Annotated in this window: 20 protein-coding genes and 4 pseudogenes; 9 read left to right on the plus strand and 15 right to left on the minus strand. The window is 73.0% G+C overall.

All coding sequences use genetic code 11. The features are described 5' to 3' along the window. Nucleotides 1-15: 15 nt before the first annotated feature. Together M6G08_RS20575 and M6G08_RS20580 are read right to left on the minus strand one after the other, a co-directional pair. Nucleotides 16-552: a hypothetical protein gene (locus tag M6G08_RS20575; protein ID WP_272588628.1), complete on the minus strand. Its 537-nt coding sequence runs from the start codon at nt 550-552 to the stop codon at nt 16-18. Nucleotides 553-618: 66 nt separating this feature from the next. Continuing rightward, entirely contained in the window at nt 619-1,422 is an 804-nt protein-coding gene (locus tag M6G08_RS20580) for a CDP-alcohol phosphatidyltransferase family protein (RefSeq protein WP_443049013.1), read from the minus strand. Between the two features lie 122 nt (nt 1,423-1,544). Here M6G08_RS20580 and M6G08_RS20585 point away from each other — a divergent pair, with 122 nt between their 5' ends. The 5 genes and pseudogenes from M6G08_RS20585 (at nt 1,545) to M6G08_RS20605 (ending at nt 7,114) form a co-directional block, all read left to right on the plus strand. Then, complete coding sequence (locus M6G08_RS20585; protein WP_272588629.1) at nt 1,545-2,531, plus strand: zinc-dependent alcohol dehydrogenase; 987 nt, start codon at nt 1,545-1,547, stop codon at nt 2,529-2,531. Between the two features lie 139 nt (nt 2,532-2,670). Beyond that, entirely contained in the window at nt 2,671-3,069 is a 399-nt protein-coding gene (locus tag M6G08_RS20590; RefSeq protein ID WP_217253895.1) for a 6-pyruvoyl trahydropterin synthase family protein, read from the plus strand. A 5-nt stretch (nt 3,070-3,074) separates the two neighbouring features. Then, a complete protein-coding gene (locus tag M6G08_RS20595) occupies nt 3,075-4,280 on the plus strand; it encodes a glycosyltransferase family 4 protein (RefSeq protein ID WP_272588630.1) in 1,206 nt (401 codons plus the stop codon). Nucleotides 4,281-4,786: 506 nt separating this feature from the next. Beyond that, nucleotides 4,787-5,881 (plus strand): class I SAM-dependent methyltransferase, encoded by a 1,095-nt coding sequence (locus M6G08_RS20600; protein ID WP_272591389.1) that lies wholly within the window; start codon nt 4,787-4,789, stop codon nt 5,879-5,881. A 101-nt stretch (nt 5,882-5,982) separates the two neighbouring features. Next, nucleotides 5,983-7,114: pseudogene (locus tag M6G08_RS20605) on the plus strand (lysylphosphatidylglycerol synthase transmembrane domain-containing protein). On the opposite strand, the pseudogene M6G08_RS36025 reads toward M6G08_RS20605, so the two are convergent. Then, a pseudogene (locus tag M6G08_RS36025) lies at nt 7,000-7,722 on the minus strand (creatininase family protein); the annotation flags it as partial. The pseudogenes M6G08_RS20605 and M6G08_RS36025 overlap by 115 nt on opposite strands. Nucleotides 7,723-7,794: 72 nt before the next feature. Here M6G08_RS36025 and ribA point away from each other — a divergent pair. Further along, nucleotides 7,795-8,457, plus strand: coding sequence for a GTP cyclohydrolase II (gene ribA, locus M6G08_RS20615; RefSeq protein WP_272588631.1), 663 nt, complete (start codon nt 7,795-7,797; stop codon nt 8,455-8,457). Nucleotides 8,458-8,470: 13 nt separating this feature from the next. Here ribA and M6G08_RS20620 read toward each other — a convergent pair whose 3' ends face one another. Together M6G08_RS20620 and M6G08_RS20625 are read right to left on the minus strand one after the other, a co-directional pair. Beyond that, nucleotides 8,471-9,703, minus strand: a complete 1,233-nt coding sequence (locus tag M6G08_RS20620) for a serine hydrolase domain-containing protein (protein ID WP_272588632.1) — start codon at nt 9,701-9,703, stop codon at nt 8,471-8,473. Nucleotides 9,704-9,769: 66 nt separating this feature from the next. Then, nucleotides 9,770-10,654 carry an NAD(P)-dependent oxidoreductase gene (locus tag M6G08_RS20625; protein ID WP_272588633.1) on the minus strand — a complete coding sequence of 295 codons (885 nt, stop codon included), beginning with the start codon at nt 10,652-10,654 and terminating at the stop codon, nt 9,770-9,772. Nucleotides 10,655-10,809: 155 nt separating this feature from the next. Here M6G08_RS20625 and M6G08_RS20630 point away from each other — a divergent pair, with 155 nt between their 5' ends. Further along, the gene (locus tag M6G08_RS20630; protein ID WP_272588634.1) at nt 10,810-11,403 is read left to right on the plus strand and encodes a TetR/AcrR family transcriptional regulator; all 594 of its coding nucleotides are present in this window, start codon (nt 10,810-10,812) and stop codon (nt 11,401-11,403) included. A gap of 46 nt (nt 11,404-11,449) precedes the next feature. Here the strand turns inward: M6G08_RS20630 and M6G08_RS20635 are convergent. After that, a pseudogene (locus M6G08_RS20635) lies at nt 11,450-11,716 on the minus strand (MFS transporter); the annotation flags it as partial. Nucleotides 11,717-11,718: 2 nt separating this feature from the next. On the opposite strand from M6G08_RS20635, the pseudogene M6G08_RS20640 reads away from it, so the two are divergent. Continuing rightward, nucleotides 11,719-11,934: pseudogene (locus M6G08_RS20640) on the plus strand (sugar phosphate isomerase/epimerase and 4-hydroxyphenylpyruvate domain-containing protein); the annotation flags it as partial. On the opposite strand, the gene M6G08_RS20645 reads toward M6G08_RS20640, so the two are convergent. The 7 genes from M6G08_RS20645 to tkt all read right to left on the minus strand — a co-directional run bounded on the left by M6G08_RS20645 (nt 11,921) and on the right by tkt (nt 21,958). After that, a complete protein-coding gene (locus tag M6G08_RS20645; RefSeq protein WP_272588635.1) occupies nt 11,921-13,381 on the minus strand; it encodes a membrane-associated oxidoreductase in 1,461 nt (486 codons plus the stop codon). The pseudogene M6G08_RS20640 and the gene M6G08_RS20645 overlap by 14 nt on opposite strands. A gap of 79 nt (nt 13,382-13,460) precedes the next feature. After that, complete coding sequence (gene gnd / locus M6G08_RS20650) at nt 13,461-14,342, minus strand: phosphogluconate dehydrogenase (NAD(+)-dependent, decarboxylating) (RefSeq protein ID WP_073730672.1); 882 nt, start codon at nt 14,340-14,342, stop codon at nt 13,461-13,463. 1 nt (nt 14,343) lies between these two features. Further along, the gene (pgi, locus tag M6G08_RS20655; protein WP_272588636.1) at nt 14,344-16,002 is read right to left on the minus strand and encodes a glucose-6-phosphate isomerase; all 1,659 of its coding nucleotides are present in this window, start codon (nt 16,000-16,002) and stop codon (nt 14,344-14,346) included. Continuing rightward, nucleotides 15,995-16,930, minus strand: coding sequence for a glucose-6-phosphate dehydrogenase assembly protein OpcA (opcA, locus tag M6G08_RS20660; RefSeq protein ID WP_272588637.1), 936 nt, complete (start codon nt 16,928-16,930; stop codon nt 15,995-15,997). The genes pgi and opcA overlap by 8 nt, the downstream gene beginning before the upstream one ends. Next, nucleotides 16,927-18,705 (minus strand): glucose-6-phosphate dehydrogenase, encoded by a 1,779-nt coding sequence (gene zwf / locus M6G08_RS20665; RefSeq protein WP_272588638.1) that lies wholly within the window; start codon nt 18,703-18,705, stop codon nt 16,927-16,929. Before zwf ends, opcA begins: the two co-directional genes overlap by 4 nt. Next, nucleotides 18,702-19,847 (minus strand): transaldolase, encoded by a 1,146-nt coding sequence (gene tal / locus M6G08_RS20670; RefSeq protein WP_272588639.1) that lies wholly within the window; start codon nt 19,845-19,847, stop codon nt 18,702-18,704. The genes zwf and tal overlap by 4 nt, the downstream gene beginning before the upstream one ends. A gap of 26 nt (nt 19,848-19,873) precedes the next feature. Next, nucleotides 19,874-21,958, minus strand: coding sequence for a transketolase (tkt, locus tag M6G08_RS20675; RefSeq protein WP_272588640.1), 2,085 nt, complete (start codon nt 21,956-21,958; stop codon nt 19,874-19,876). A gap of 157 nt (nt 21,959-22,115) precedes the next feature. Here tkt and M6G08_RS20680 point away from each other — a divergent pair, with 157 nt between their 5' ends. Beyond that, nucleotides 22,116-23,033 (plus strand): helix-turn-helix transcriptional regulator, encoded by a 918-nt coding sequence (locus M6G08_RS20680; protein ID WP_272588641.1) that lies wholly within the window; start codon nt 22,116-22,118, stop codon nt 23,031-23,033. Nucleotides 23,034-23,111: 78 nt separating this feature from the next. Here M6G08_RS20680 and M6G08_RS20685 read toward each other — a convergent pair whose 3' ends face one another. Together M6G08_RS20685 and M6G08_RS20690 are read right to left on the minus strand one after the other, a co-directional pair. Then, nucleotides 23,112-24,509: a glycoside hydrolase family 16 protein gene (locus M6G08_RS20685; RefSeq protein WP_272588642.1), complete on the minus strand. Its 1,398-nt coding sequence runs from the start codon at nt 24,507-24,509 to the stop codon at nt 23,112-23,114. A 265-nt stretch (nt 24,510-24,774) separates the two neighbouring features. After that, nucleotides 24,775-26,880, minus strand: a complete 2,106-nt coding sequence (locus tag M6G08_RS20690; protein ID WP_272588643.1) for an MMPL family transporter — start codon at nt 26,878-26,880, stop codon at nt 24,775-24,777. Between the last annotated feature and the right edge of the window lie 2 nt (nt 26,881-26,882).

Below are 26,882 nucleotides of genomic sequence, written 5' to 3' on the forward strand. Positions count from 1 at the left end.
GTGCTGCCGGAACTCTCACCCCTTCACGTCACGGCCGGCGGCGGACGCCGCGCCCGTGACCGTCCAGATCGCCATGCCCCACAGGGAGAGTGCGGAGACGAGGCCCACCACGAGGCGGACGGTCCGGTCCGGTCCGTCCATGAGCCACACCGCCGCGCCCGACACTCCGGCCGCGCTCAACAGGGCCGCCGGTACGCGCAGCCGAGGCTGTTCGAACACCGCCGCGAGCGGGAGGAAGTGCAGTCCTACGACGATCGCGATCAGCGGGGGAATGAGTGCGGGAGCCCCGGCGCGGGCGCACACCTGGGCGGTGATCAGGATCAACAGCCACTGGAGAACGTTGATCTGGAGGAATCGCCGGCGCCGGTCGGCGGGGAACGGACCACCCGCCGACGCGGGCAGAACGCGTCGCGCGGTGAGCATCAGCCCCACCGCGACGGCACAGCCGGCCACGACCCCGGCCGGCCGCACCGAGCCGCCGAACGCACTCGAGGCCAGCAGCCACCAGCCCAGCCCGAACAACGCGAGGAACCCCACCCCTGACTTGAACATGATCGACACCCTAGGCGGAACAGCAAGCTGCCGACGGCGAACGAGGCGAACGTTCCGCGACCCGGCTCACCGGGCGACGGGCTCCCGCACCGCCGCCCGCGCCAGTGTCGTCCGCGGTACCCGTGACGTCCGCCACAACCACAGCACGTCCCGGCCGAAGGACCACGCCAGCAGCCCCAACGCCAGCATCACCACACCCGCGTTGGCCGGTCGCGGGAGCAGGTCGGCGCCCGCCACCAGCAGCAGTACGCCCTGCAGCGCGGCCACCGTCTTGCGGGCCGTGCTCGGCGGCAGCGGGGCGGTCAGCCACGGCCACACGCGGGCCGCGGCGACGAATACGTAGCGCATCCCGCCGATGAGCAGTACCCACGGGCCCAGGTCCGTCGCGACGTACACGCTGAGCACCAGGATCAGGAACGCGTCGACCTCCATGTCGAAGCGGGCGCCGAGCGGGGAGCAGGTGCCGGTGCGGCGGGCGACCTTGCCGTCCACGCCGTCCAGGAGCAGGGCCACGGCCGTCAGGCCGACGAGGAGGGAGACGGGCGGTGTGCCGCTGAAGGAGTCCGCGACCAGTGCCGTCACGCCGCCGACCAGGGTGGTCCGTCCGAGGGTGACCCGGTTGGCCGGGCCGAACGACGGCAGCCGGGAGCGCTGCAGGGCCCGGGAGAGCACCGCCCATGACGCGAGCGCGAAGGCCAGGCCGGTCAGCCAGCCCGCGGTGCCCATGCCGACCGCGGTACCGAGCAGCGCGAGCAGGAGGATCTGCGCGGCCGCCCCCACCGCGGTCTCCTGCTGAACGTGCCTCGCGCCATAAGTTCCGTAAGCGTCATAAGTGTCATAAGCGTCGTACGTGTTGTTCAGGTTGTTCAGGTTGTTCAGGGCCACCGAACACCCTCCGGCCGAGTGACAGAGTCGATCGACGCCGCTACTGTGCGCGGCTCGTGCATCCCTCGGTACGTGGGGGGCTTCGCGATCGTTCAGGAGGACATCCGATGACAGGCACCGCACGTGCGTTCTGGCTCGACTCGCCCGGCCGTGGCGTGATCCGGGAGGTGCGGCTGCCCGAGCCGGGGCCGGACGAGGTACTGGTGCGTACGCTCTTCAGCGGGGTCAGCCGGGGCACGGAGACGCTCGTCTTCGGCGGCCGGGTGCCCGAGAGCCAGTACGGCACCATGCGCGCGCCGTTCCAGGAGGGCGATTTCCCGGGGCCGGTGAAGTACGGCTACCTCAACGTGGGGGTGGTGGAGGCGGGACCCGGTGACCTCGTCGGCCGGACCGTCTTCTGCCTGTACCCGCACCAGACGCGGTACGTCGTCCCGGCCGCCGCCGCCATCCCGGTGCCCCCGGACGTTCCCGCCGGGCGGGCCGTGCTCGCCGGCACCGTGGAGACCGCCGTGAACGCGCTGTGGGACGCGGCGCCCCTGGTCGGGGACCGGATCGCCGTGGTCGGCGGCGGCATGGTCGGCTGCTCGGTGGCCGCGCTGCTGGCCCGCTTCCCGGGCGTCCGTGTCCAGTTGGTCGACGCCGACCCGGACCGTGCCGAGGTGGCGGACGCGCTCGGTGTCGGCTTCGCGTCCCCCGCCGACGCCCTCGGCGGCCTCGACCTCGTCGTGCACGCCAGCGCGAGCGAGGAGGGGCTCGCCCGGTCCATGGAGCTGTTGCGGCCCGAGGGGACCGTCCTCGAACTCAGCTGGTACGGCGACCGGCGCGTCGCCCTCCCGCTCGGCGAGGCCTTCCACTCCCGGCGCCTGACCCTGCGAAGCAGCCAGGTCGGCACCGTCTCCCCGGCGCGCGCGGCCACCCGCACCTACGCCGACCGGCTCGCCCTCGCCCTCGACCTGCTCACCGACCCGGCGCTGGACGCGCTCGTCACCGGCGAGTCCTCGTTCGGCGAACTGCCCGACATCATGCCGGAGTTGGCCTCCGGCGAGATCCCCGCCCTGTGCCACCGGATCAGGTACGCCGGGGACGACGACTGAGGCCGCACCGAGTCATCGGCGCCTGACCTTGAGAAAGAGACGCGGCCGCTGAACACGGGGAGGCACCCGGCCGTAAAGGACGGTACCCCGCGCAGCGACAGGCGGGGGACCAGACGTGCCACACCTGGAGGGTCGTCCGTTGTTCAGCATCACCGTCCGCGATCACATCATGATCGCCCACAGCTTCCGCGGCGAGGTCTTCGGGCCGGCGCAGCGCCTGCACGGAGCGACGTTCCTGGTGGACGCCACCTTCCGGCGCGAGCAGCTGGACGACGACAACATCGTCGTCGACATCGGACTGGCCACCCGGGAGCTGGCCGCCGTCGTCAGCGAGCTGAACTACCGCAACCTCGACAACGAACCGGACTTCGCCGGCGTCAACACCTCGACCGAGTTCCTGGCGAAGGTCGTCGCCGACCGGCTCGCCGAGCGCGTGCGCAAGGGCGCGCTCGGCGAGGGGGCCAGGGGCCTGGCCGGCCTCACCGTGACCCTGCACGAGTCGCACGTCGCCTGGGCGAGTTACGAGCGTGCGCTGTGACGGGCATGTCGACCGAACCGGCGGTTCCCCCGACGCCGACTCCGGGACGCGCTCGTCTCACGTACGTGCCCGCACAGACGACGGCCGCCCCGAGGAACGGCGGGATCGTCCCCATGTCCCTGCGCTCCGTGCACTTCGTCATGCCCGGCGGGGTCGACGACCCGGCCGCGCCCAGCGGCGGCAACGCCTATGACCGGCGCGTGCGGCTGGACCTGCCCGGCTTCGGCTGGCGGGTGCGCGGGCTGCCCGTCGACGGGGCCTGGCCACGGCCGGACGAGTCCGCGCGCGCCGAACTCGCGCGCTCCCTGCGGCGGTTGCCGGACGGAGCCGTCGTACTGCTCGACGGGCTGGTCGCCTGCGGCGTACCGGAGATCGTCGTCCCGGAGGCGGAGCGGCTGCGCATGGCCGTCCTCGTCCACCTCCCGCTCGGCGACGAGACCGGCCTCGATGCCGCCGTCGCCGCCGATCTGGACGCCCGCGAGCGCGCGGTGCTGCGTGCCGTCCCCGCGGTCGTCGCCACCAGCGACTGGGCGGTGCGCCGGCTCGTCTCCCACCACGGGCTCGACCCGGCCCGCGTCCACGTGGCCGCGCCCGGCGCCGACATCGCGCCCCTCGCGCCCGGCACCGACGGCGTCTCCCGGCTGGTGTGCGTCGCCGCCGTCACCCCGCGCAAGGGCCAGCACCGGCTGGTGGAGGCGCTCGCGGCCATTGCCGACCTGCCGTGGAGCTGCGTGTGCGTCGGCGGGCTGGGGCACGACCCCGAGTACGTCGACCGGCTGCGGGAGCGGATCGCGGGGCATGGTCTGGCGGAACGGCTGGTGCTCGCCGGACCGCGCTCCGGCGCGGAACTGGACGCCACCTACGCCACCGCCGACCTCCTGGTCCTCACCTCCTACGCCGAGACGTACGGCATGGCCGTGACGGAGGCCCTCGCGCGCGGCATCCCCGTGCTGGCCACCGATGTCGGCGGCCTGCCGGAGGCGGTGGGGCGCGCGCCCGACGGCGGGGTGCCCGGCATCCTCGTCCGGCCGGAGGAGCCCGCCGCGCTCGCCGCCGAACTGCGCGGATGGTTCGGCGAGGCGGACGTACGACGCCGGCTCAAGGCCGCGGCACGAGGCCGCCGCGCGGCCCTGAACGGCTGGGCGGCCACGGCCCGGAGCCTGGCCGGCGTACTGCACCGGCTCACGGACGAACCCCGGAGGGCGTCATGAGGAAGCCGACGGCACCGATCACGGGAGCCATCCCCGCCCAGCCCGGTCCGCAGGACGCCGCCGAGTCCACGAACGGTGTGCTCCCCGGCGCCGGACCGGCCGGCGGCCGGCCGACGCGACGACCGGCGGAGCAGCCGTGGGGGGTTTCCACCGGGGGCCGACAGGGGGCGCGGAGCGCGGACTCGCCTGCCGGGTCTGCCGGGTCTGCCGGGTCTGCCGGGCTCACCAGCGACGCCGGGCCTGCCATGCCTGCCGGGCTCACCAGCGACGCCGGGCCTGCCGGGCTCACCAGCGACGCCATGCCTGTCGGGCTCACCAGCGACGCCGGGCCTGCCGGGCTCACCGGAGCCGCCGGGCCCGCCGAGCCCACCACGTCCGCCGTCCCCACCGCCTCCACCGGCTGGCCCACCGCCTGGGCCGTCCGACGGTCGAGCGAGCACGCGGCGCCGGTGGACACGCGGAGCGAGGACGGTCCCGGCCGAAGCGAGGAACGGCAGGGCGAGGGGCTGACGGACGGCAGTGGCACCGACCGGGCCGGAACACTCGCCCACAGCCCCACCGCCCCCACCGCTCCCGCCGCCCCGTCGGCCACGGGAGGGCAGCCCACCGACGGCCCCGCCCCGTCGGCCACCGGACGGCGCCTCACCGACGGCCCCGCCCCGCCCGCCACCGAGCGAGGCACCCTCCGCCTCCGCCGCGACCGCGTCCCCGGAGCCCCCGCCACCCCCACCGAACCCACCACCCCCACCACCCCCGGCCACACCGACGACCCGCCGCGCTACGCGCCCGAGTGGCTGCGGCTCCGTGAGCCCGCCGACGCCGCCGCTCGGGCGCACGACCTGCTCGACCCGCTCCGCATCCGCCTCGCCAACCTGCCCAGCCGGGCGGACGGGCTGGTCGTGCACGACGTGGGCTGCGGCACCGGCTCGATGGGGCGCTGGCTCGCCCCGCTGCTCGACGGCGCCCAGCACTGGGTGCTGCACGACCGCGACCCCTACCTCCTGCACTTCGCCGCCGTCGGCGCACCGCGTTCGGCGGCGGACGGATGCCGCGTCACCGTCGAGACCCGGCGCGGCGACCTCGCCCGGCTCACGCCGGACGCGCTGGCCGGTGCCGGGCTGGTCACGGCGTCCGCGTTGCTGGACGTGCTCACTGCCGAGGAGGTGGGCATCCTGGCCGCCGCCTGTGCCGCGGCGGGCTGCCCGGCTTTGCTGACGCTCTCCGTCGCGGGGCGGGTCGAACTCACCCCGGCCCACCCCTTGGACGCCGAGATCACCGAGGCGTTCAACGACCACCAGCGGCGCACCGGCATGCTCGGCCCGGACGCGGTGACCTGCGCCGCGGAGACCTTCGCCGCGCACGGCGCCACCGTACGGACGCACCCCAGTGACTGGCGGCTGGGCGCGGACGAGGCAGCGCTCGCCGAGCAGTGGCTGCGCGGCTGGGTCGGCGCGGCCGTGGAGCAGCGGCCGGAGCTGGGCGAGCCGGCCCGCCGGTACCTGGGGGAGCGTCTCGCCGCCTGTGCCGCGGGGGAGTTGCGCGTCGTCGTCCACCACACCGACCTGCTGGCGCTGTGCCGGCCGACGGGCGGTACGGCGTGAGCGCGGCGGCGGTGCCGACGCGCCGGAACCCCTTGACCACCCCCACCAGCACCCCCACGACCCCCACGACCCCCACCACCCCCACCAGCACCCCCACCACCATCACCGACGGCGCACCGCCCCGCCGCCGGGCCCCCCTGCGCACCCGACTGGGCACTCTCGCCGGACTCCTGATCCTCGGCGTGCTCCTGTGGCGGACGGGGACCGGCCCCCTCCTGGGCGGGCTGCGAGGGATCGACGGGCCCACGCTGCTGGCGGCGCTCGGCATCGGGCTCGTCACCACCGTGTTCAGCGCCTGGCGCTGGGCCCTGGTGGCCCGGGGGCTGCGCATCCGGCTGCCGCTCGGACCGGCCGTCGCCGACTACTACCGCGCGCTCTTCCTCAACGCCGCCCTCCCCGGCGGCGTCCTCGGCGACGTGCACCGCGCGGTGCGGTACGGGCGGAGCGCCGGTGACCTGGGGCGTGGAGTGCGGTCCGTCGTCCTCGAACGCGCCGCCGGTCAGGTGGCGTTGACTCTCGTCGCGGTCGTCGTGCTGCTCACCATGCCGTCCCCGGTGCTGGCCGGGGCCCGGCGGTTCGCGCCGCTGGTGGGGTTGGCGCTGGCCGGGGCGCTCGCCGTCGTCCTCGCCCTGCGCGTGAACCGGGCGCCCTCCCACGGGTGGCGGCGGGCGCTGCGGGCGCTGCTCGCCGAGGCGCGTGCAGCGCTGCTGTCCCGGCGGAACCTGCCGTGGGTCGCGGTGTCGTCGGCCGTCGTCCTGGCCGGGTACCTCGCGATGTTCGTCCTCGCCGCCCGCGTCGCCGGCAGCGGTGCCCCCGTCGCCGCACTGACGCCGCTGGCCGTGCTCGCGCTGCTCGCCATGACGCTGCCGCTCAACGTCGGCGGCTGGGGCCCCCGGGAGGGCGTCACCGCCTGGGCGTTCGGTGCGGCCGGGCTCGGTGCCGGCACCGGACTGGGCGTGGCGGCGGTGTACGGGGTGCTCAGCCTCGTGGCGAGCCTGCCCGGCGCCGTCGTCCTCGTCGTACGGCGGTACGGCGGGATGCGCGCGGGGCCGGCGCCGGCCGAGGGCGACCCCAACGGGCACTACCCGCGTTCGCCCCCCCTGCCGGGGCACGTCCGCCGCCGTCAGGACCGAGAAATACGCCCCGAAGGAATCCGCGAGGCTCGCCAGCAGTTCCTTCCCCTTTTCCGCCGAACCGAGCGACGGGCGTCCGATGACACCGGAATCGGTATAGGCGGACATACCGAGGGAGAGTAGATGACGCCGGTCGTCCGCGACGAAATCGGCCGTCTCGTAACCGGGCCGGACCAATTCGGGATGCGTGTGCAGAAGAACGGAGGTCTCTATTTCCCCCGCGTGCATGTCGGTGAGCAGCGAGGTGGCCACCCCGGCCCGCTCCCGGGCCGTCTCCCAGTCCTCCGCGGCCGGGAACAGCGCCATCCGCTCGCCGCGCGCGGAGGCCTCCTGGACGACGTTGCCCAGGACGTAGTTGCCGCCGTGGCCGTTCACCACGACCAGGGCGTCGACGCCCGAGCGGCGCAGGGAGTCCGCTGTGTCCCGCACCACCGCGTGCAGGGTCACCGCGGAGACGCTGACGGTGCCCGGCCAGTCCGCGTGCTCGTGCGAGCAGCCGATCGTCACCGGCGGCAGCGGGTGCACCGGGTAGGCGGCGGCGATGCCGCGGGTGATGGCGCAGGCGACGAGCGTGTCGGTCGCCAGCGGCAGGTACGGCCCGTGCTGCTCGTAACTGCCCACCGGCAGCACCGCGACCTGGCGCGGCGCTCCGGCGCCCCGCCCGCGCACGTCCTCGGTCGTGTCCGCCGGCACCAGTGAGACATCCATTTCCGCACGGCCTTTCGTCTCGGTCGGGAAACTGTTGAGCCATTAGAGCATCTGTTGAGGAACGCGAGAATCATGACCGAAAAAATTGGTGTACTCGGCAAAAAGGCGGCGCAGCGCACGGACGTGGAGCGCGTCGTGGTGACACCGTTGCCCACCGTGTACGGGGAATTCCGGGCGTACGGGTATGTCGACCACGAGCGCGGTGACGAGCAGGTCGCCCTCGTCCACGGCGATCCGGGCACCGACGGCGTGCTCACCCGGCTGCACTCCGAGTGCCTGACGGGCGACGCCTTCGGCTCCCGGCACTGCGAGTGCGGCGCCCAACTCGCCTCGGCGCTGCGGGAGGTGGCCGCCGCCGGAAGTGGTGTCGTCGTCTATCTGCGCGGGCACGAGGGGCGCGGCATCGGGCTGCTCGCGAAGCTGCGTGCGATGGCGTTGCAGGCGGAGGGCCTGGACACCGTGGAGGCGAACCTCGCGCTCGGCCTGCCGGTGGACGCCCGCGACTACGGCGCGGCCGCCCGCATCCTGGCCGACCTCGGGGTGCGTTCGGTGCGCCTGATGTCCAACAACCCGCGCAAGCGGGAGGCGTTGGTGCGGCACGGCATCGAGGTCACCGAGCAGGTGCCGCTGCTGATACCGCCGTGCGAGAGCAACATCACCTACCTGCGCACCAAGCGGGAACGGCTCGACCACCACCTGCCCCACCTCGACGCGGTGGCACACCTGTCGTCCTGAGCCGAAAGGCGGGTCAGTCCACCACGGCGGCCGCCACCAGCCGCTTGAGGTCCGGGTAGACCGAGTGCGAGGACCTCGGCCGCACCTGCGTCATGAACTGCACCGTCAGGTCGTGCTCCGGGTCGACCCAGAAGGTGGTCGTCGCCACCCCGCTCCAGCCGTACGTGCCGAGCCCGGAGGGTGCCTGGGTGCGGCCCGGGTCGATCACCACGGAGACCCCGAGGCCGAAGCCCACACCGTCGTTGCCGGGCCGGTCGTGCGCCGGGCGGCTGCCGAAGGCACGCAGGTCGGCGTCGCCGGGCAGGTGGTTGCGGGTCATCAGGTCCACCGTCGCGGGGGCGAGCAGGCGGGCACCGTCGAGTTCGCCCCGGCGCCGCAGGAGTTCCGCGAAGCGGTGCACGTCGTACGCAGAGGAGACCAGGCCGCCGCTGCCCGACAGGAACCGCGGCCGGCCGCCCCGCAGCGGCAGTCCGGGGACCGGCTCGATGCCGCCGTCGTCCGTCTCGCCGTACAGCTCGGCCAGCCGGTCCGCCCGCTCGTCGCTCACCTGGAAGCCGGTGTCCGTCATGCCGAGCGGGCCGAAGATCCGTTCGGCGCAGAACGCGTCGAGGGGCTGCCCGGACACCACCTCCACGAGCCGCCCGAGCACATTGCTGGCCACCGAGTAGTTCCACTGGGTGCCCGGCTCGAACTGGAGCGGCAGAGAGGCGTACAGGTCGACGGTCTCGGCCAGGTCCGCGCCCGGCCGCACCGACGACTCCAGGCCGGCCGCCCGGTACAGCGCGTCGACCGGGTGGGCGTGGTAGAAGCCGAAGGTCAGTCCGGCGGTGTGGGTCGTCAGGTGCCGGACGAGGACCGGGCCGGCGGCCGGCCGGGTGACCGCGTCGTCCGCGGGCCCCTCCACGTACACCCGGGGCTCGGCGAACGCCGGGAGGTACCGCTCCACCGGGTCGTCGAGCGACAGCCGTCCCTCCTCCACCAGCATCAGCACGGCCACCGCCGTGACCGGTTTGGTCATGGAGTAGATCCGCCACAGCGTGCCGGCCGTCACGGGCAGTCCGGCCGCGACGTCCCGCAGGCCGTGCACGGTCAGGTGGGCGACGCGTCCGCCGCGGGCGACGGCCACCAGGAACCCGGGCAGCCGCCCCTCGGCGACCTGCCCGGCGAAGTGCCGGTCGAGCCGGTCCAGCGCCTTCGCGTCCAGTCCTGCCGCGTCCGCGTCGGTCTCCTGCCGCAGCGCTGCCATGCCCATCGCCTCCCTGTCGTTCACCGAGGTGCCGTCCGGCATACCCCGCGGGGGCGCCTATAGACCTCAGGACCCGCCGCGCGCGCCGGTACGTGCCTCGATCGCGCGCAGCACCGCCACCATGTCCTCGCCGCCGTGCCCGAGGGCCACCGTCTCCTCGAACAGGGCGTGGGCGGCGTCGAGGAGGGGAGAGGCGAGGCCCGCCCCGCGGGCGGCCTCGGCGATCAGCCGGTTGTTCTTCAGTACGTCCAGGGCCGCGGCCTGCACGCTGAAGTCGCCCGCCAGCAGCTTCGGCGCCTTCATGCGGGAGACGGCGCTGGCCATGGGTCCGGCTTCGAGCACGTCGAGGAAGCGGGCGCGGTCCAGACCCTGGCGTTCGGCGAAGTGGAAGGCTTCGACCAGGCCGGTCACCTGAGTGATCAGGAACAGGTTCACCGACAGTTTCGTCAGCAGCGCGTCCGGCACCGGGCCGCACACGAACGACTCGTGGCACAGGGGAGCGAGGAGCGGCGCCGCCTCGGCCACCGCGCTCTCCTCACCGGCCAGCATCGCCACCAGCCGGCCGTTCTCCGCCGGTACGCGGGAGCCGGAGACGGGTGCCTCGACGTAGCGTCCGCCCGCCGCGCGGACGTCGGCCTCCAGACGGCGTGAGTACTGCGGTGACGTGGTGCCCATGTGGACGACCGTGCGCCCGGTGATACGGGACGCGAACCCCGGCGTCCCGCGTGCCAGCACCGCGTCCGTCGCCGCCTCGTCGGCGAGCATGAGGAGCACCGTGCCGGCCCGTTCGAAGACCTCGGCGGGACCGGCCGCCACCTCGGCACCGGCCGCGCGCAGGGGCTCGGCCCGCGCGGCCGTGCGGTTGAACACCACGAGCGGTGTCCCGGCGTCCGCCAGGCGCAGCGCCATCGGCTGACCCATGACGCCGAGACCGATGAAACCGACCCGCATGACGCACCACCCGTCCGTCCGCCACGGGCACGCCACTCGGCGGACCCTCGGGCTATGACACTCGTCATAGTAGCCCCGTTTATGACGGCGGTCATAGAGTGGTCGCGCCGCCGCGGGCGCGGTGGACGGTGCGCGAGGGTGCAGGGAGGCCGGCGATGGCGAGGCCCGAGCGGGGACCGAGGGAGCGGATGGTCTTCAGCGCCGCCCAGCTGATCCGCCGCGACGGCGTGGGGGCGACCGGGATGCGCGACGTCGCCGCGCACGCCGGGGCGCCCCGGGGTTCGCTCCAGCACTACTTCCCCGGCGGCAAGGAACAACTGGTCGGCGAGGCCCTGCGGTGGGCGGGACGGTACGCGGCCAAGCGGGTCGACCGGTTCCTGGCGGCGATGGAGCGGCCGACGCCGAGTGGGCTGTTCGCGGCGATGGTGGGCCAGTGGACCGACGAGTACGAGACCGCCGGCTTCGCCGCCGGGTGCCCGGTCGCGGCGGCGACGGTGGACTGCGCCGGGAGCAGCGACGCCACCCGCGAGGCGGCCGCCGACGCCTTCGCCGCCTGGACCCGGCCCGTCGCCGACGCGCTGACCGGCATGGGCGTGCCCGCGGCCAGGTCCGAGCCGCTCGCCACGCTGATGATCAGCGCCCTGGAGGGGGCGGTGGTCATCGCCCGCGCCGAGCGGGACGTACGGGCACTGACGACCGTCGCCCGCGAACTGGGGCCGCTGCTGGACGCCGCCGTCGTGCCCGCGTGAAGCCGCCGGCGGCCGCATCCCGGGCGGCGGGCCGGCGGCCACCGGCTCAGGCCGTCACCGTCTCCGGCCGCGCGCTCTGAGCCGGGACCCGCCCACCGAGTTCCTCCGTCGGCACCCGGTGGGTCTCCCGGGCCGACAGCGCGGCGACCACCGGCGGTACGCACAGCGCCGCCGTGAACAGTGCCACCGCGCACCAGTCGGCACCGTCCGGACCGGCGATCCGCGCCGCGAACGTCACCGCGGACCCGGCCACCGCGAAGCCGGTCTGCGTGCCGATCGCCACGCCGGACGGGCGGACCCGGGCGGAGAACATCCGAGTTCGCCGGCGGGGCGCTGGAGACGTACCGGGAGCTGGGCATCCTCTGCGACCGCGACGCGCACGGCGCCTTCCGGCGCCGCTACACGCACACCGTCGGCCGGCTCTTCTTCGAACTCGTCCAGCGGGACGGCGGCTACCGGGGCTACGGCGCGGCGAACGCCCGCGTCCGGCTGGCGGCGCAGCACGCGGCGCGCGGGTTCACTGGCGGCTGACGGTGCGGGTCAGACCCGTGATCACCGTCGTGGCCAGGATCCACCCCGTGATGATGAGGACGTACGCCAGCGTCTGGTAGCCCCCCTCGGGGGCGAAGGCGCTCTCCTGCCCGAAGGAGATCACCGGCAGCAGCAGGTCCAGGGTGTAGAAGACGGGGTCGAAGTCGGGGGACTCGGTGGGCTTGAGCGGCGGCGGGTGGTGGAGCCCGTACGCCACCGAGCCGACCGCGAGCAGCGACAGCAGCCAGCCGCCCGCCCGCAGCGGACGGAAGCCGTAGCCGACTGTGACGTCCTGGAGGTGTCCCCACAGCCTGCCGTACCAGGGCAGGGTGCGCCGGTGCCGGCGCTGCTTGGCGAGCTGTACCCTGCGGGCCGCGTCGTCGTCGCCGATCCTGCGGTAGGAGGCGGTCAGCTGCTCGTAGATGAAGGGCAGATAGCTGTCGCCCTTCTCCAGCATCGGCAGCCGCCGTTCGGCGGGCTCGTGCGGGATGAGCGATGTGTAGGTGAGGTCGTTGAGCTGGACCCAGGCCGGTACGGCCTCCGGTTCGAGGAACAGGACGTCCACCTGGGAGCGGCGCAGATTGAGGGCACCCTCCGCCCTCGGGCACTGGCGCAGCCACAGTTCGCCGATCACGCAGCTGCTGGCCCGCAGCGCGGTCCCGCCCGGGTTGGCCAGGCGAGCGTGCGACAGGTCCAGCCGGCCGGGTATGCGCGCGCCGCGCAGCTCCAGCCGGCCCCGCACCTCGGCGTTCCGCATGAGCACGTCGGACTCGGCCGCCAGTGTCTCGGCCTTCAGCGCGGTGCCACCCGGCCGGTCGAGCACCGCGTCGGTGAGGTTGACCGTCCCGGCCACCCGGGCGCCGTCGAGCCGCATCTCGCCCCGCGCCTCGAGGCCCGGTGCCCACAGGTCGGCGCCGAGCACCGCCTGGTTGAGCTGGAGCACCGACCCCTCGGTGTCCGGCGCGTGGATCCGCGTGCTCTCGAGATACAGGCTCCCGGTGACCTCCGCGCCCCCGAGCCGCACCATCCCTCCGAACCGGGCGCGGGTCAGCCGCAGCACACCCTCCACCCGGACGGCGTGCGAGACCAAACCGGGCAGCACGGACTCGCTCAGGTTCACCTCGCGCAACCGCGCACCGTACAGGCGCGGCACGTCCTCGAAGTGGCAGTGTCGCAGCCGCACGGGGTGGTCGACCGTCGCGTACTGGAGTTCCAGGACACCGGTGACGCGCACGCCCGCCAGATTGAGCGCGGGCACCTCGCCCTCCGCGCGTGGGCCGTCCAGCAGCAGCGCCCTCAACACGTGGGCGCGGACGGTGCGCTCGAAGCCCCAGGTGTCGCCGTCGGAGGGGTCCTCGTCGTCGGCCGCGCGGAAGTCCACGAGGGAGCCGGTGGCGAACGCCCGCCAGACGCGCGTCTCGGCCGGTGTCAGGTCGTTGATCTCCATCAGGGATGGACTCTGACCCGAACCGGCCGATCACGTCAACGCGCTTTCCGGATCGCCCCGGTGGGCGACCGGAGAGCGCCTACTTCTTGGCCGCCTCCACCGCGTGGCCGCCGAACTGGTTGCGCAGCGCGGCGATCATCTTCATCTGCGGCGAGTCGTCCTGCCGGGACGCGAACCGTGCGAAGAGCGAAGCGGTGATCGCGGGCAGCGGCACCGCGTTGTCGATGGCCGCCTCGACGGTCCAGCGGCCCTCGCCCGAGTCCTCCGCATAGCCGCGCAGGTTGTCCAGGTGGTGGTCCTCGTCAAGGGCGTTGACGGCCAGGTCGAGGAGCCAGGAGCGGATGACGGTGCCCTCCTGCCAGGAGCGGAAGACCTCGCGGACGTTGTCCACGGAGTCGACCTTCTCCAGCAGCTCCCAGCCCTCGGCGTAGGCCTGCATCATGGCGTACTCGATGCCGTTGTGGACCATCTTGGAGAAGTGCCCGGCGCCGACCTTGCCCGCGTGGACGTAGCCGTAGGGGCCCTCGGGCTTGAGCGCGTCGAAGATGGGCTTGAGGTCGTCGACGGTCTCCTTCTCGCCGCCGACCATCAGCGCGTAGCCGTTCTTCAGGCCCCACACGCCGCCCGAGACACCGGCGTCGACGAAGTTGATGCCGTGCTTGGCCAGCTCCTCGGCGTGCTTCTCGTCGTCCGTCCAGCGGGAGTTGCCGCCGTCGATGACGGTGTCGCCGTGCCTGAGCAGGGTCGCCAGCTGGTCGATGACGCCCTGGGTCGCGGCGCCGGCCGGCACCATCACCCACACCGCGCGCGGCCGCTCCAGCTGCTCGACGAGGTCGACGAGGCTGCCCACGTCGGCCTTCTCCGGATCGGTGTCGTATCCGACGACCGTGTGGCCGGCGTTGCGCAGGCGCTCGCGCATGTTGCCGCCCATCTTGCCGAGACCCACAAGACCGATCTGCATGTCAGCGCACTTCCTTCAGTTCACGGTAGGCGGCCACCAGCGCGGCCGTGGACGGATCGAGGCCGGGCACGTCAGCGCCCTCGGTCAGGGCGGGCTCGACGCGCTTGGCCAGCACCTTGCCGAGTTCGACGCCCCACTGGTCGAAGGAGTCGATGTTCCAGACCGCGCCCTGTACGAACACCTTGTGCTCGTACAGCGCGATCAGCTGGCCGAGGACGGAGGGCGTCAGCTCGGTGGCCAGGACGGTGGTGGTCGGGTGGTTGCCCCGGAAGGTGCGGTGCGGCACCTGCTCCTCGGGCACACCCTCCGCGCGGACCTCGTCGGAGGTCTTGCCGAAGGCCAGCGCCTGCCCCTGGGCGAACAGGTTGGCCATCAGCAGGTCGTGCTGGGCCTTCAGCTCGTCGCCCAGTTCGGCGACGGGCCGGGCGAAGCCGATCAGGTCGGCCGGGATCAGCTTGGTGCCCTGGTGGATGAGCTGGTAGTAGGCGTGCTGCCCGTTGGTCCCCGGCGTGCCCCAGACCACCGGCCCGGTCTGCCACTGAACCGGCCGCCCCTCGCGGTCGACCGACTTGCCGTTGGACTCCATGTCCAGCTGCTGGAGATAGGCCGTGAACTTCGACAGGTAGTGGCTGTACGGCAGTACGGCGTGCGACTGGGCGCCCAGGAAGTTGCCGTACCAGACCCCCAGCAGGCCCAGGATCAGCGGGGCGTTGGCCGGGGCCTCGGCGTTGCGGAAGTGCTCGTCGACGATGCGGAAGCCGTCGAGCATCTCCCGGAAGCGGTCCGGGCCGATGGCGATCATGAGGGAGAGGCCGATCGCCGAGTCGTACGAGTAGCGGCCGCCGACCCAGTCCCAGAACTCGAACATGTTGGCCGTGTCGATGCCGAAGTCCGCGACCTTCTCGGCGTTCGTCGACAGGGCGACGAAGTGCTGGGCGACCGCCTTCTCCTCGCCGCCGAGGCCGGCCAGCAGCCAGGAGCGCGCCGAGGTCGCGTTCGTGATCGTCTCGATCGTCGTGAACGTCTTGGACGCCACGATGAACAGCGTCTCGGCCGGGTCCAGGTCCCGGACCGCCTCGTGCAGGTCGGCGCCGTCCACGTTCGACACGAACCGGAAGGTGAGCGAGCGGTCGGTGAACGCCCGCAGCGCCTCGTACGCCATCGCCGGACCGAGGTCGGAGCCGCCGATGCCGATGTTGACCACGTTCTTGATGCGCTTGCCGGTGTGGCCGGTCCACTCGCCGGAGCGGACCCGGTCGGAGAAGTCGGCCATCTTGTCGAGCACGGCGTGCACCTTGGGGACGACGTTCTCGCCGTCGACCTCGATCACCGCGTCCCGCGGGGCGCGCAGCGCGGTGTGCAGGACCGCCCGGTCCTCGGTGATGTTGATCCGCTCGCCGCGGAACATGGCGTCGCGCAGTTCGAACACGCCGGTCGCGGCGGCCAGTTCCCGCAGCAGGGCCAGCGTCTCGTCGGTGACCAGGTTCTTGGAGTAGTCGATGCGCAGGTCGCCGACGCGCACGACGTACCGCTCGGCCCGTCCGGGGTCGTCGGCGAACAGCTCGCGCAGGTCCGGGCGCGGCAGCGCGTCCTTGCGGTGGTCCGCCAACGCGGTCCACTCGGGGCGCCGGTCGAGCTTCGGGGTGTCGGTGTCAGACATGGACAGGGGTCTCCTTGCCGGCCTCGCCGCGCAGGGCGATGGCGTACATATCGTCCGCGTCGAGGCGCCGCAGCTCCTCGGCGATGAGTTCGGCGGTCGAGCGGACCTTCAGCGCGAGGGAGCGCGGAGGCTGGTCGGGCAGGGTCATGGTGGCGATCGGTCCCTCGGGCCGGTCGATGACGATCTCCCCGTTCGCGGTCCCCAGGCGTACGGCCGTGACGACCGGGCCGTCGGTGATCACACGGTCGACCGAGACGTGCAGCCGCGCCTCCAGCCAGCGGGCCAGCAGCTCGGCCGCCGGGTTGTCCGCCTCGGCCTCCACGGTCGCCGAGGTCACCGGCACCCGGGCCTGGTCCAGGGCGGCGGCCAGCATGGAACGCCACAGCGTCAGCCGGGTCCAGGCGAGGTCGGTGTCGCCGGGGGCGTAGGTGCGGACCCGGCGCTCCAGGGTCTCCATCGGGCGCTCCACCGCGTACAGGTCGGTGATGCGGCGCTTGGCCAGCGCGCCCAGCGGGTCTCCCGCGGGGTCGTCCGGTGCGTCCACCGGCCACCACACGACGACCGGGGCGTCCGGCAGCAGCAGCGGCAGCACGACCGAGTCGGCGTGCTCGGAGACCTCGCCGTACATGCGCAGTACCACCGTCTCGCCGGTGCCGGCCTCGGAGCCCACCCGGACCTCGGCGTCGAGGTGCGAGCGGGTGCGGTCGCGCAGGTTGCGCGGGTGCCGCTTGATCACGACCAGGGTGCGCGAGGGGTGCTCGTGGGATGCCTCCTCGCCCGCCTTGATCGAGTCGTAGGCGTTCTCCTCGTCCGTGACGATCACCAGGGTGAGCACCATGCCCACCGCCGGGGTGCCGATGGCGCGGCGGCCCTGGACCAGCGCCTTGTTGATCTTGCTTGCCGTGGTGTCGGTCAGGTCGATCCTCATGGCCTGCGCCAGCTCCGTCCGTCTCGTGCGAGCATCTCGTCGGCTTCCCGGGGTCCCCAGCCGCCCGAGGCGTACTGCGCGGGCTTGCCGTGCGTGTCCCAGTACTCCTCGATCGGGTCGAGGATCCGCCAGGACTCTTCCACTTCCTGGTGACGGGGGAACAGGTTCGCGTCGCCCAGGAGGACGTCCAGGATCAGCCGTTCGTACGCCTCCGGGCTGGACTCCGTGAAGGACTCGCCGTACGCGAAGTCCATGGACACGTCCCGGATCTCCATCGACGTGCCCGGCACCTTCGAGCCGAACCGCACCGTCATGCCCTCGTCGGGCTGGACGCGGATGACGATCGCGTTCTCGCCCAGCTCCTCGGTGGCCGTCGTGTCGAAGGGGGAGTGCGGGGCCCGCTGGAAGACGACCGCGATCTCCGTCACCCGGCGGCCCAGGCGCTTGCCGGTGCGCAGGTAGAAGGGGACGCCCGCCCAGCGGCGGTTGTCGATGGCCAGCTTGATCGCCGCGTAGGTGTCGGTGGCGGAGGCCGGATCGATGCCCTCCTCCTGAAGGTAGCCGGGCACCTGCGCGCCGCCCTGCCAGCCGCCCTGGTACTGCCCGCGCACGGTGTGCTCGCCGAGGTCGTCGGGCAGCCGCACGGCCCTGAGCACCTTCAGCTTCTCGGTGAGCAGCGACGGCGCGTCGAAGGAGGCGGGCTCCTCCATCGCGGTGAGCGCGAGGAGCTGGAGCAGGTGGTTCTGGATGACGTCGCGGGCGGCGCCGATGCCGTCGTAGTAGCCGGCCCGGCCGCCGATGCCGATGTCCTCGGCCATGGTGATCTGCACGTGGTCCACGTAGGACCGGTTCCAGATCGGCTCGTACATCTGGTTGGCGAAGCGCAGCGCCAGGATGTTCTGGACGGTCTCCTTGCCCAGGTAGTGGTCGATCCGGAAGACCTGCTCCGGGTCGAAGACCTCGTGCACCAGCGCGTTCAGCTCACGGGCGCTGCCCAGGTCGTGCCCGAAGGGCTTCTCGATCACCGCGCGGCGCCAGGAGCCGTCCGGGGCGTCGGTCAGCCCGTGCTTCTTGAGCTGCTGGACGACCTTCGGGAAGAACTTCGGCGGCACCGACAGGTAGAAGGCGTAGTTGCCGCTGGTCCCGCGCGAGGTGTCCAGCTCCTGCACGGCCTTGCGCAGCTGCTCGAACGCCTCGTCGTCGTCGAAGTCGCCGGGGATGAAGCGCATGCCCTCGGCGAGCTGCTGCCAGACCTCCTCGCGGAACGGCGTGCGCGCGTGCTCCTTGACCGCGTCGTGCACGACCTGCGCGAAGTCCTGGTTCTCCCAGTCGCGGCGGGCGAAGCCGACCAGGGAGAAGCCCGGCGGCAGCAGGCCGCGGTTGGCCAGGTCGTACACGGCCGGCATCAGCTTGCGGCGGGAGAGGTCGCCGGTGACGCCGAAGATGACCAGTCCGGACGGGCCCGCGATCCGGGGGAGGCGGCGGTCCTGGGGATCGCGCAGGGGGTTGCTCCAGTCGAGGGGCGCGACCGGCTCGACGGGCTTCTCGTCCGTCTCCGCCGCCTCGGCGCCCTTCGCGGCACCGGCGGCCCCGGTCTTCTTCCGGCCCCGGCCGGACCCGGACGCCCTGGCCGCCTTCGGCTCCCCGGCCGCGCGGGACTCCTCGGCCTCCTGGGCGTGCAGCGGCCCCGCCGCCTCCCGGGCGGCCTCGGCCTCCTTGGCCTCCTTCGTCGCCTTGGTCTCGCCGACCGTCTCGGCGGGAAGGTCCTCGCTCATTCCCCGTCAACTCCCTTGCTGTCGAGGGACTTCGTCACGGCGTCCAGCAGGTCCTGCCAGGCCACCTCGAACTTGGCCACGCCCTCCTGCTCCAGCTGCTCCACCACCTCGTCGTACGAGATGCCGAGCCGCTCCACGGCCGCGAGGTCCGCCCGGGCCTGGGCGTAACCACCGGTGACCGTGTCGCCCCGCACGTCGCCGTGGTCGGCGGCGGCGCGCAGGGTGGCCTCCGGCATCGTGTTCACGGTGCCGGGAGCGACCAGCTCCTCCACGTACAGGGTGTCCCGGAATGCCGGGTCCTTCACCCCGGTCGACGCCCACAGGGGACGCTGGGCGTTGGCGCGGGCCCCGGCCAGCGCGGTGAAACGGCCACCGGCGAAGACGTTCTCGTACGCCTCGTAGGCCAGCCGCGCGTTGGCCAGCGCCGCCTTCCCCTTCAGTGCCAGGGCCTCTTCCGTGCCGAGCACCGTCAGCCGCTTGTCGATCTCGCTGTCGACGCGGGAGACGAAGAAGGAGGCCACGGAGTGGATGCCGGCCAGGTCCAGCCCGGCCGCCTGCGCCTGCTCCAGACCGTCGAGGTAGGCGTCCATGACCTCGCGGTAGCGCTCCAGGGAGAAGATCAGAGTGACGTTGACGCTGATGCCGGCGCCGATGACCTCGGTGATCGCCGGGAGACCGGCCTTCGTCGCCGGGATTTTGATCATCACGTTGGGGCGGTCCACCAGCCAGGCCAGCTGACGCGCCTCGGCGACCGTGGCCCGGGTGTCGTGGGCGAGACGCGGGTCGACCTCGATGGAGACCCGCCCGTCCCGGCCGCCGGTCGCCTCGTACACCGGGCGCAGCACGTCGGCGGCGGCGCGGACGTCGGCGGTGGTCATCATGCGGACCGCCTCGTCGACGGTGACGCCCCGGGTCGCGAGGTCGGCGAGCTGCTCCTCGTAGCCCTCGCCGGAGCCGATGGCGGCCTGGAAGATCGACGGGTTGGTGGTGACGCCGACGACGTGCTCCGTCCCGATCAGTTCGGCCAGGTTGCCGGATTCGATCCGCCGCCGCGACAGGTCGTCCAGCCAGATGGAGACGCCCGCCTCGGACAGGCGTCGCAGTGCTCCCGCGGTCGCGGTTGCTTCGGTCACAGTGATCATCTTCTCTTTCTGCTTGTGCGTCCGGCTCAGCCGCGGGCGGCGGCCAGGGACTTTCTGGCGGCGGCGACCACGTGCTCGGCGGTGAAGCCGTACTCGGTGAACAGGGTCTTGGCGTCGGCGGAGGCGCCGAAGTGCTCCAGCGAGACGATGCGGCCGGCGTCGCCCACGAAGCGGTACCAGGTCAGGCCGATCCCGGCCTCCACGGCCACCCGGGCCCGCACGGCGGGCGGCAGCACGCTGTCGCGGTACTCGCGGGTCTGCTCCTCGAACCACTCCACGGACGGCATCGACACCACCCGCGTGGGCGTGCCCTCGGCCTCCAGCGCCTCCCGCGCGGCCACGGCGAGCTGGACCTCGGAACCGGTGGCGATCAGGATCACCTCCGGGCTGCCCGTGGAGGCTTCGGCGAGGACGTAGCCGCCACGCGCAGCGTCCTGGTTCGGCTCGTACGTCGGCACGCCCTGCCGGGTGAGGGCCAGACCGTGCGGGGCCGGGTGGGTGGAGTGCCGCTTGAGGATCTCGGCCCAGGCGATCGCGGTCTCGTTGGCGTCGGCCGGGCGGACCACGTTCAGGCCCGGAATGGCCCGCAGGGCGGCCAGGTGCTCGACCGGCTGGTGGGTCGGGCCGTCCTCGCCCAGGCCGACGGAGTCGTGTGTCCAGACGTACGTCACCGGGAGCTGCATCAGCGCCGACATGCGTACGGCGTTGCGCATGTAGTCGGAGAAGACCAGGAAGGTGCCGCCGTAGATCCGGGTGTTGCCGTGCAGGGCGATGCCGTTCATCTCCGCCGCCATCGAGAACTCGCGGATGCCGAAGTGCACGGTGCGGCCGTACGGGTCTGCCTCCGGCAGCGGGTTGCCCTCGGGGAGGAAGGAGGACGTCTTGTCGATCGTCGTGTTGTTCGACCCGGCCAGGTCGGCCGAGCCGCCCCACAGCTCCGGCAGTACCGGACCGAGCGCCTGGAGCACCTTGCCGGACGCGGCACGCGTGGCGACCGCCTTGCCGGTCTCGAACACCGGCAGGGTGTCCTCCCAGCCCTCGGGCAGCCGGCCCGCGACCACGCGGTCGAACAGCGCGGCGTGCTCGGGCCGGTCGCTGCGCCACGTGGCGATCCGCTTCTCCCAGGCGGCGTGCGCCTCGGCGCCCCGGTCCAGGGCACGGCGGGTGTGGGCGAGGACGTCGTCGGCGACCTCGAAGGACTTCTCGGGGTCGAAGCCGAGGACGCGCTTGGTGGCGGCGACCTCCTCCTCGCCGAGGGCGGAGCCGTGGGAGGCCTCGGTGTTCCGCGCGTTCGGGGCGGGCCACGCGATGATCGTGCGCATGGCGATGATGGACGGGCGCCCGGTCTCCGCCTTCGCCGCCGTCAGGGCCGCGTACAGGGCGTGCACGTCGATGTCGCCGTTCGCGGCGGGCTCGACGCGCTGCACGTGCCAGCCGTAGGCCTCGTACCGCTTCAGCACGTCCTCCGAGAACGCGGTCGCGGTGTCGCCCTCGATGGAGATGTGGTTGTCGTCGTAGAGGAAGACGAGGTTGCCGAGCCTCTGGTGTCCGGCGAGGGACGACGCCTCGGCGGAGACGCCCTCCTGGAGGTCGCCGTCGGAGACGATCGCCCAGACGGTGTGGTCGAAGGGGGACTCGCCGTCCGGAGCCCCGGGGTCGAAGAGTCCGCGCTCGTAACGGGCGGCCATCGCCATGCCGACCGCGTTGGCGACGCCCTGGCCGAGCGGGCCGGTCGTCGTCTCCACGCCCGCCGTGTGCCCGTACTCGGGGTGGCCGGGCGTCTTCGAGCCGTGCGTGCGGAAGGCCTTCAGGTCGTCCAGCTCCAGCTCGTACCCGGCGAGGTAGAGCTGGGTGTAGAGGGTCAGCGAGGTGTGGCCGGGGGAGAGGACGAAGCGGTCACGGCCGGTCCACTCCGGGTCGGCGGGATCGTGCCGCATCACCTTCTGAAAGATCGTGTACGCGGCCGGAGCGAGGGCCATCGCCGTGCCGGGGTGGCCGTTGCCGACCTTCTGCACCGCGTCGGCCGCCAGAACACGGGCGGTGTCGACGGCACGCCGGTCGAGTTCGGTCCATTCGAAGCGGTCCGCGCTGTCCACTGTGTGCGTGCTCATCTTCAAGAAATCCTCGATCGGAGCCGGAAAGCTGGTCTGACGTGTTCAAACTTAAAAGTCTGACTTTTGAGAGTGAAGGTCGTGGTGTGCCAGCCTTTGGTGAAACTGGGACACGCCCCGGCGCGCCGGCGCACGGGCGGGACGGTACGAGAAGGACATGGCGGACGAAAACCAACAAGACGGCGGCGGTGGCCCGGAGGGCGGCGACGGAATCAGAACGTTCCCCTTCCCGGTCGATCTGAGCCTCCTCGGCGTCGGCATGCAGGTGGGCCCCATGGGCGCCGGCCGCACCTGGCACGCGCACGCCCCCCTGCACCGCGTGCACCGCATCGACTTCCACGTCGTCATGCTGTTCACCGGCGGCCCGGTCCGCCACATGATCGACTTCGCCGAGTACGAGGCGACGGCCGGCGAACTGCTGTGGATCCGGCCCGGACAGGTCCACCGCTTCTCGCCGGACAGCGAGTACCGCGGAACGGTGCTGACCATGCAGCCCGGCTTCCTGCCCCGCTCCACCGTGGAGGTCACCGGCCTCTACCGCTACGACCTGCCGCCCCTGCTCCGCCCCGACGAGGCGCGGCTCGCCGGGCTCACCGCCTCCCTCGACCAGCTCCGCCGCGAGTACGAGGACGCCACCACCCTGCCGCTGAGCCTGCACACCGCCGTACTGCGCCACACCCTCTCCGCGTTCCTGCTGCGCCTCGCGCACCTCGCGGCCAGCTCCGCGCAGGAGGCGAGCCCGGGGTCGGCGGCCGGGGACACGACGTTCACCCTATTCCGCGACGCCGTCGAGCGGGGCTTCCCCACCAACCACAGTGTCAGCGCCTACGCGGACGCGCTCGGTTACTCCCGGCGCACCCTCGTCCGCGCGGTGCGCGCCGCCACCGGCCAGACGCCCAAGGGATTCATCGACAAGCGCGTCGTCCTGGAGGCCAAGCGGCTCCTCGCTCACACGGACATGCCGATCGGCCGGGTCGGCGCGGCGGTCGGCTTCCCGGACGCGGCGAACTTCTCGAAGTTCTTCCAGCAGCACACGGACCAGACGCCGGCGGCGTTCCGGGCGGAGCTGCGCTGACCGCGCGCGCAGGGAAGAGGGGCCCCACGCGCGCGTGGAGCCCCTCCGTCCTCCTGCGGGGTATCGGTCGCCGGCCGCTCAGCGGGCGAAGCTGAACCAGTTCACGTTCACGAAGTCGGCGGGCTGCCCGCTGGTGAAGGTCAGGTACACGTCGTGCGTGCCCGTCACCGCGCCGATGTTCGCCGGTATCGTCCGCCAGGACTGCCAGCCACCGGTGTTGCCCACCGCGAAGCTGCCGACCGGAGTGCTGGTACGGCTGTCCAGGCGCACCTCCACCAGGCCGCTGACACCGGCGGGCGCGCCGCTCGCGACCCGCGCCCTGAACTGCGTCGCCGGGCTCGAACCGAACTTCACGCCCTTGTACTGGACCCAGTCGCCGTCGGCGAGCGCCCCGAGGTTCCGGCCACCGCCCGAGTCCGAGGTGGCCTCGGTCATCGTGCCGGACTGGGCGTCGTACGACTCCGCCTCGACGGCGCTGTACGCGTCCCGGTCACCCTCGGTCGGCGGCGTGGTGCCGCTCCCACCGGCCGACAGCACCTGGACGTAGTCCACCAGCATCGAGTGGCCGGGCTGGGTGCCGGCGTCCGGGCCGCCGCCGAAGGCGTCCGGGAAGCCGCCGCCCATCGCCACGTTGAGGATGATGAAGTAGCCGTGGTTCGTGGCGTTCTCCCACGTCGTCGCGTCGACCTGGTCGGCGCGCACCGTGTGGAAGTTGTAGCCGTCGACGTAGAAGCGGATCTGCTCGACGCTCGTCGAGCGGTCCCACTCCATCCGGTAGGTGTGGAAGGCCGCCTGGCAGGTGGCACCGGGGCAGGCGGTGCTGCCGCCGATGCCGCTGGTCTCGTTGCAGGGGCCGCCCGGCGAGGTGCCGCAGTGCATGGTGGCCCAGACCGTGTTGAGGCCCTGGGTGTTCTCCAGGATGTCGATCTCGCCGACCGCGGGCCAGTTCCAGTAGTTGCCGCGGTAGGGAGCGCCCAGCATCCAGAACGCCGGCCAGTAGCCCTTGGCCGCCGCCCCGGTGACGTTCGGTACCTGGATGCGGGCCTCGACGCGCAGCTTGCCACCGGCGGGGGGCTCGAAGTCGGTGCGCTTCGTCTCGATGCGGCCCGACGTCCAGTGACCGGCGGCGTCGCGGCGCGGGGTGATGCGCAGGTTGCCGGCGCCGTCGAGGGAGACGTTGTCCGGGGAGGAGGTCATCGTCTCGATCTCGCCGGTGCCCCAGTTGGCGGGGCCGCCCGGGTAGCCGGTGCCGGTCGCGTACTGCCAGTTCGCGGTGTTCACGCCGGAGCCGGCGGCGCCGTCGAAGTCGTCGGCGAAGACCTGGGTCCAGCCGGACGGCGGCGGGGGAACCGCGGCGTTGGCGGACGGCCCGGTGACGGCGGTGGCGGCCGCGGCGAGACCGAGCGTGCCGACGACGGCCACCAGGGCCCGCCGCAGTCGCCGTCGCCCGGGCGGGTTGCCGGGGGTTTCTCTCATGTGGGGGTCGCCTCTCGGTGCGGGGTGGGGAGCGGGAGGGGCTCCGAGCGCGTTCCCGGCCGTGCTGGTGAGAGCGCTCTCAGTGCGGCCAATGTGCTCCGGGGTATCCCGGTCGTCAAGAGGTGAAGCCGAGAAACTCCGTACGCGGCACGGGAGTTCACCCCGTGAACACCACGAACGACGCGAAAGTGCCCAAGCGCGCTCGCGCCCGTGCCCCCCTCCGTTCGACGGAAGGGGGCCACGGCGTCGTCGTCCTGGCGGCCGCTCAGCGGTGTGCCGGCTCCGGCGTCCGCGGGGCGGCGGCCTCCTCGCGCACCCCGAACCTCTCGTGCGCCCGGCGCAGCGGCTTCGGCGCCCACCAGGCGTGCCGCCCGAGCAGCGCCATGCTCGCCGGGACCAGCAGCATCCGCACGACCGTCGCGTCGATCAGCACCGCCAGGGTGAGACCGAGCCCGATCTGCAGGATGGGGGAGAAGCCGCCCGTCATGAAGGCACCGAACACCACGGCCAGGAGCAGCGCCGCACAGGTCACCACCCGGCCGGAGCGGCGCAGTCCGGTCACCACGGCCTCCCGGTCGTCGCCGCCCTGCTCCCGGACCTCCCGCATCCGGGCCAGGATGAACAGCTCGTAGTCCATGGCGAGTCCGAACGCGATCGCGATGATCAGCGGCGGTGCCGTCAGACTCAGCGCGCCCAGCCCCTCGGCACCGATCAGCCCGGCCAGATGGCCGTCCTGGAACACCCAGACCACGGCGCCGAGCGCGGCGGCGAGACTGAGCAGCGTGGTCGCGATCGTGCGCAGCGGCAGCAGCACCGACCCGGTGAACGCGAACAGCAGCACGAGGATCCCGGCCAGCACGGTCAGCGCGGCCCAGGGCGCCCGGTCGGCCAGCATCTGCCGGAAGTCGACCAACTGGGCGGCGGTGCCGGTGACCTGGACGGGCGCCTCGCCGCGCAGGTCGCGTACCCGCTCTACCAGTGCGGTGGCCGCGGCTCCGTCGACCGTGCCGGCCGGGCGCAGTTCGAGCACGGTCGTACCACCGGGCAGTTCACGGCGCTCGGTGCCCGGCGCGAGCGCGCCGATCCGGTCGGCCGTCGCGGCGTCGGTACCGGGCCGCAGGACCACGGTGACCGGCGACACCCCCGTGCCCGGCGGGAAGTGCGCCTCCACGGCGTCGTACAGCTGCCGTGCCTCGGTGCTTGGGGGCAGTTGCCGCGCGTCGCCGATGTTGACGCGCATCCCCGTGACGGGCAGCGCCAGCACCAGCAGGGCCGGTACCGTCACCGCCAGGACGGCCACGCGCCGGCGGGCGGCGAAGCGGGCCAGGCGGGCGAAGAGCCGGCCCTCCTCGCCCTCCGGCCGGACCTTGGCCGGGGCGATCCGCCCGCCGAACCTGGCCAGCAGCGCGGGCAGCAGGGTCAGCGCGGCGAGCATGTCGACGACGACCACCGCGGCCACCGCCAGGCCCATGCTGCGCAGGAAGGTGCTCGGGAAGACCAGCAGCCCGGCCAGGCTCACCGCCACCGTGAGCCCGGAGAACAGCACGGTCCGCCCGGCCGCCGCGACCGTGCGGTGCACGGCCTCCACCACGTCCGCCACCTCCCGGCGCTCCTCGCGGAAGCGGACCAGCATCAGCAGGGCGTAGTCCACGGCCAGACCCAGCCCCAGCATCGTCGTGACCTGGATCGCGTAGACGGAGATGTCGGTGAACTGGCTGAACGCGAACAGGCCGAGGAAGGCGCCCGCGATGCCCGCCACCGCGACCAGCAGCGGCAGCCCGGCCGCGCGCAGCCCGCCGAAGACGACCAGCAGCAGCACCAGTACGACCGGCAGCGAGATCAACTCGGCGTTCTTCACGTCCTCCTGGGCGCGCTCCCCGAGCTGTTCGCCGAGCAGCGGTCCGCCGCTGACGTGGACCGCGTTGGCGTCGATGCCGTGCAGCCGCCCGGCCGCCGCCGCCACCGCGTCCTGTTCGGCCTCGTCCCCCAGACCGCCCTCGAACTCGACGGGAACGATCAGCGCCCGCCCGTCCTCGGCGACCAGACCACGCGTGGCGTACGGGTCGGGCACGGCGGCGACGCCGGCGAGCTCCCGCAGGTCGGCGACGGCCCGGCCCACCTCGTCGCGCACCCCGGGGCCGGTGACGGCGGCGGCCTCGACGACGGCGGTGATCGACGCGCCGGACGGGTCGAGGCCGTCCAGGTACTCGGCGGCCACCTCCGACTCGGTGCCGGGGACGTCGGGCACGTCGTCGGAGAGCTTCCCGAAGACGCCCGTGCCGAGGCCGAAGCCGAGCAGCAGGAACACGCCCCACAGGAGCATCACGGTCAGCGGACGGCGGGTCGCCGCCCGGGCGAGTGTGGACAGCACGG

The sequence above is a fragment of the Streptomyces sp. M92 genome (assembly GCF_028473745.1).
Classification (GTDB): domain Bacteria; phylum Actinomycetota; class Actinomycetes; order Streptomycetales; family Streptomycetaceae; genus Streptomyces.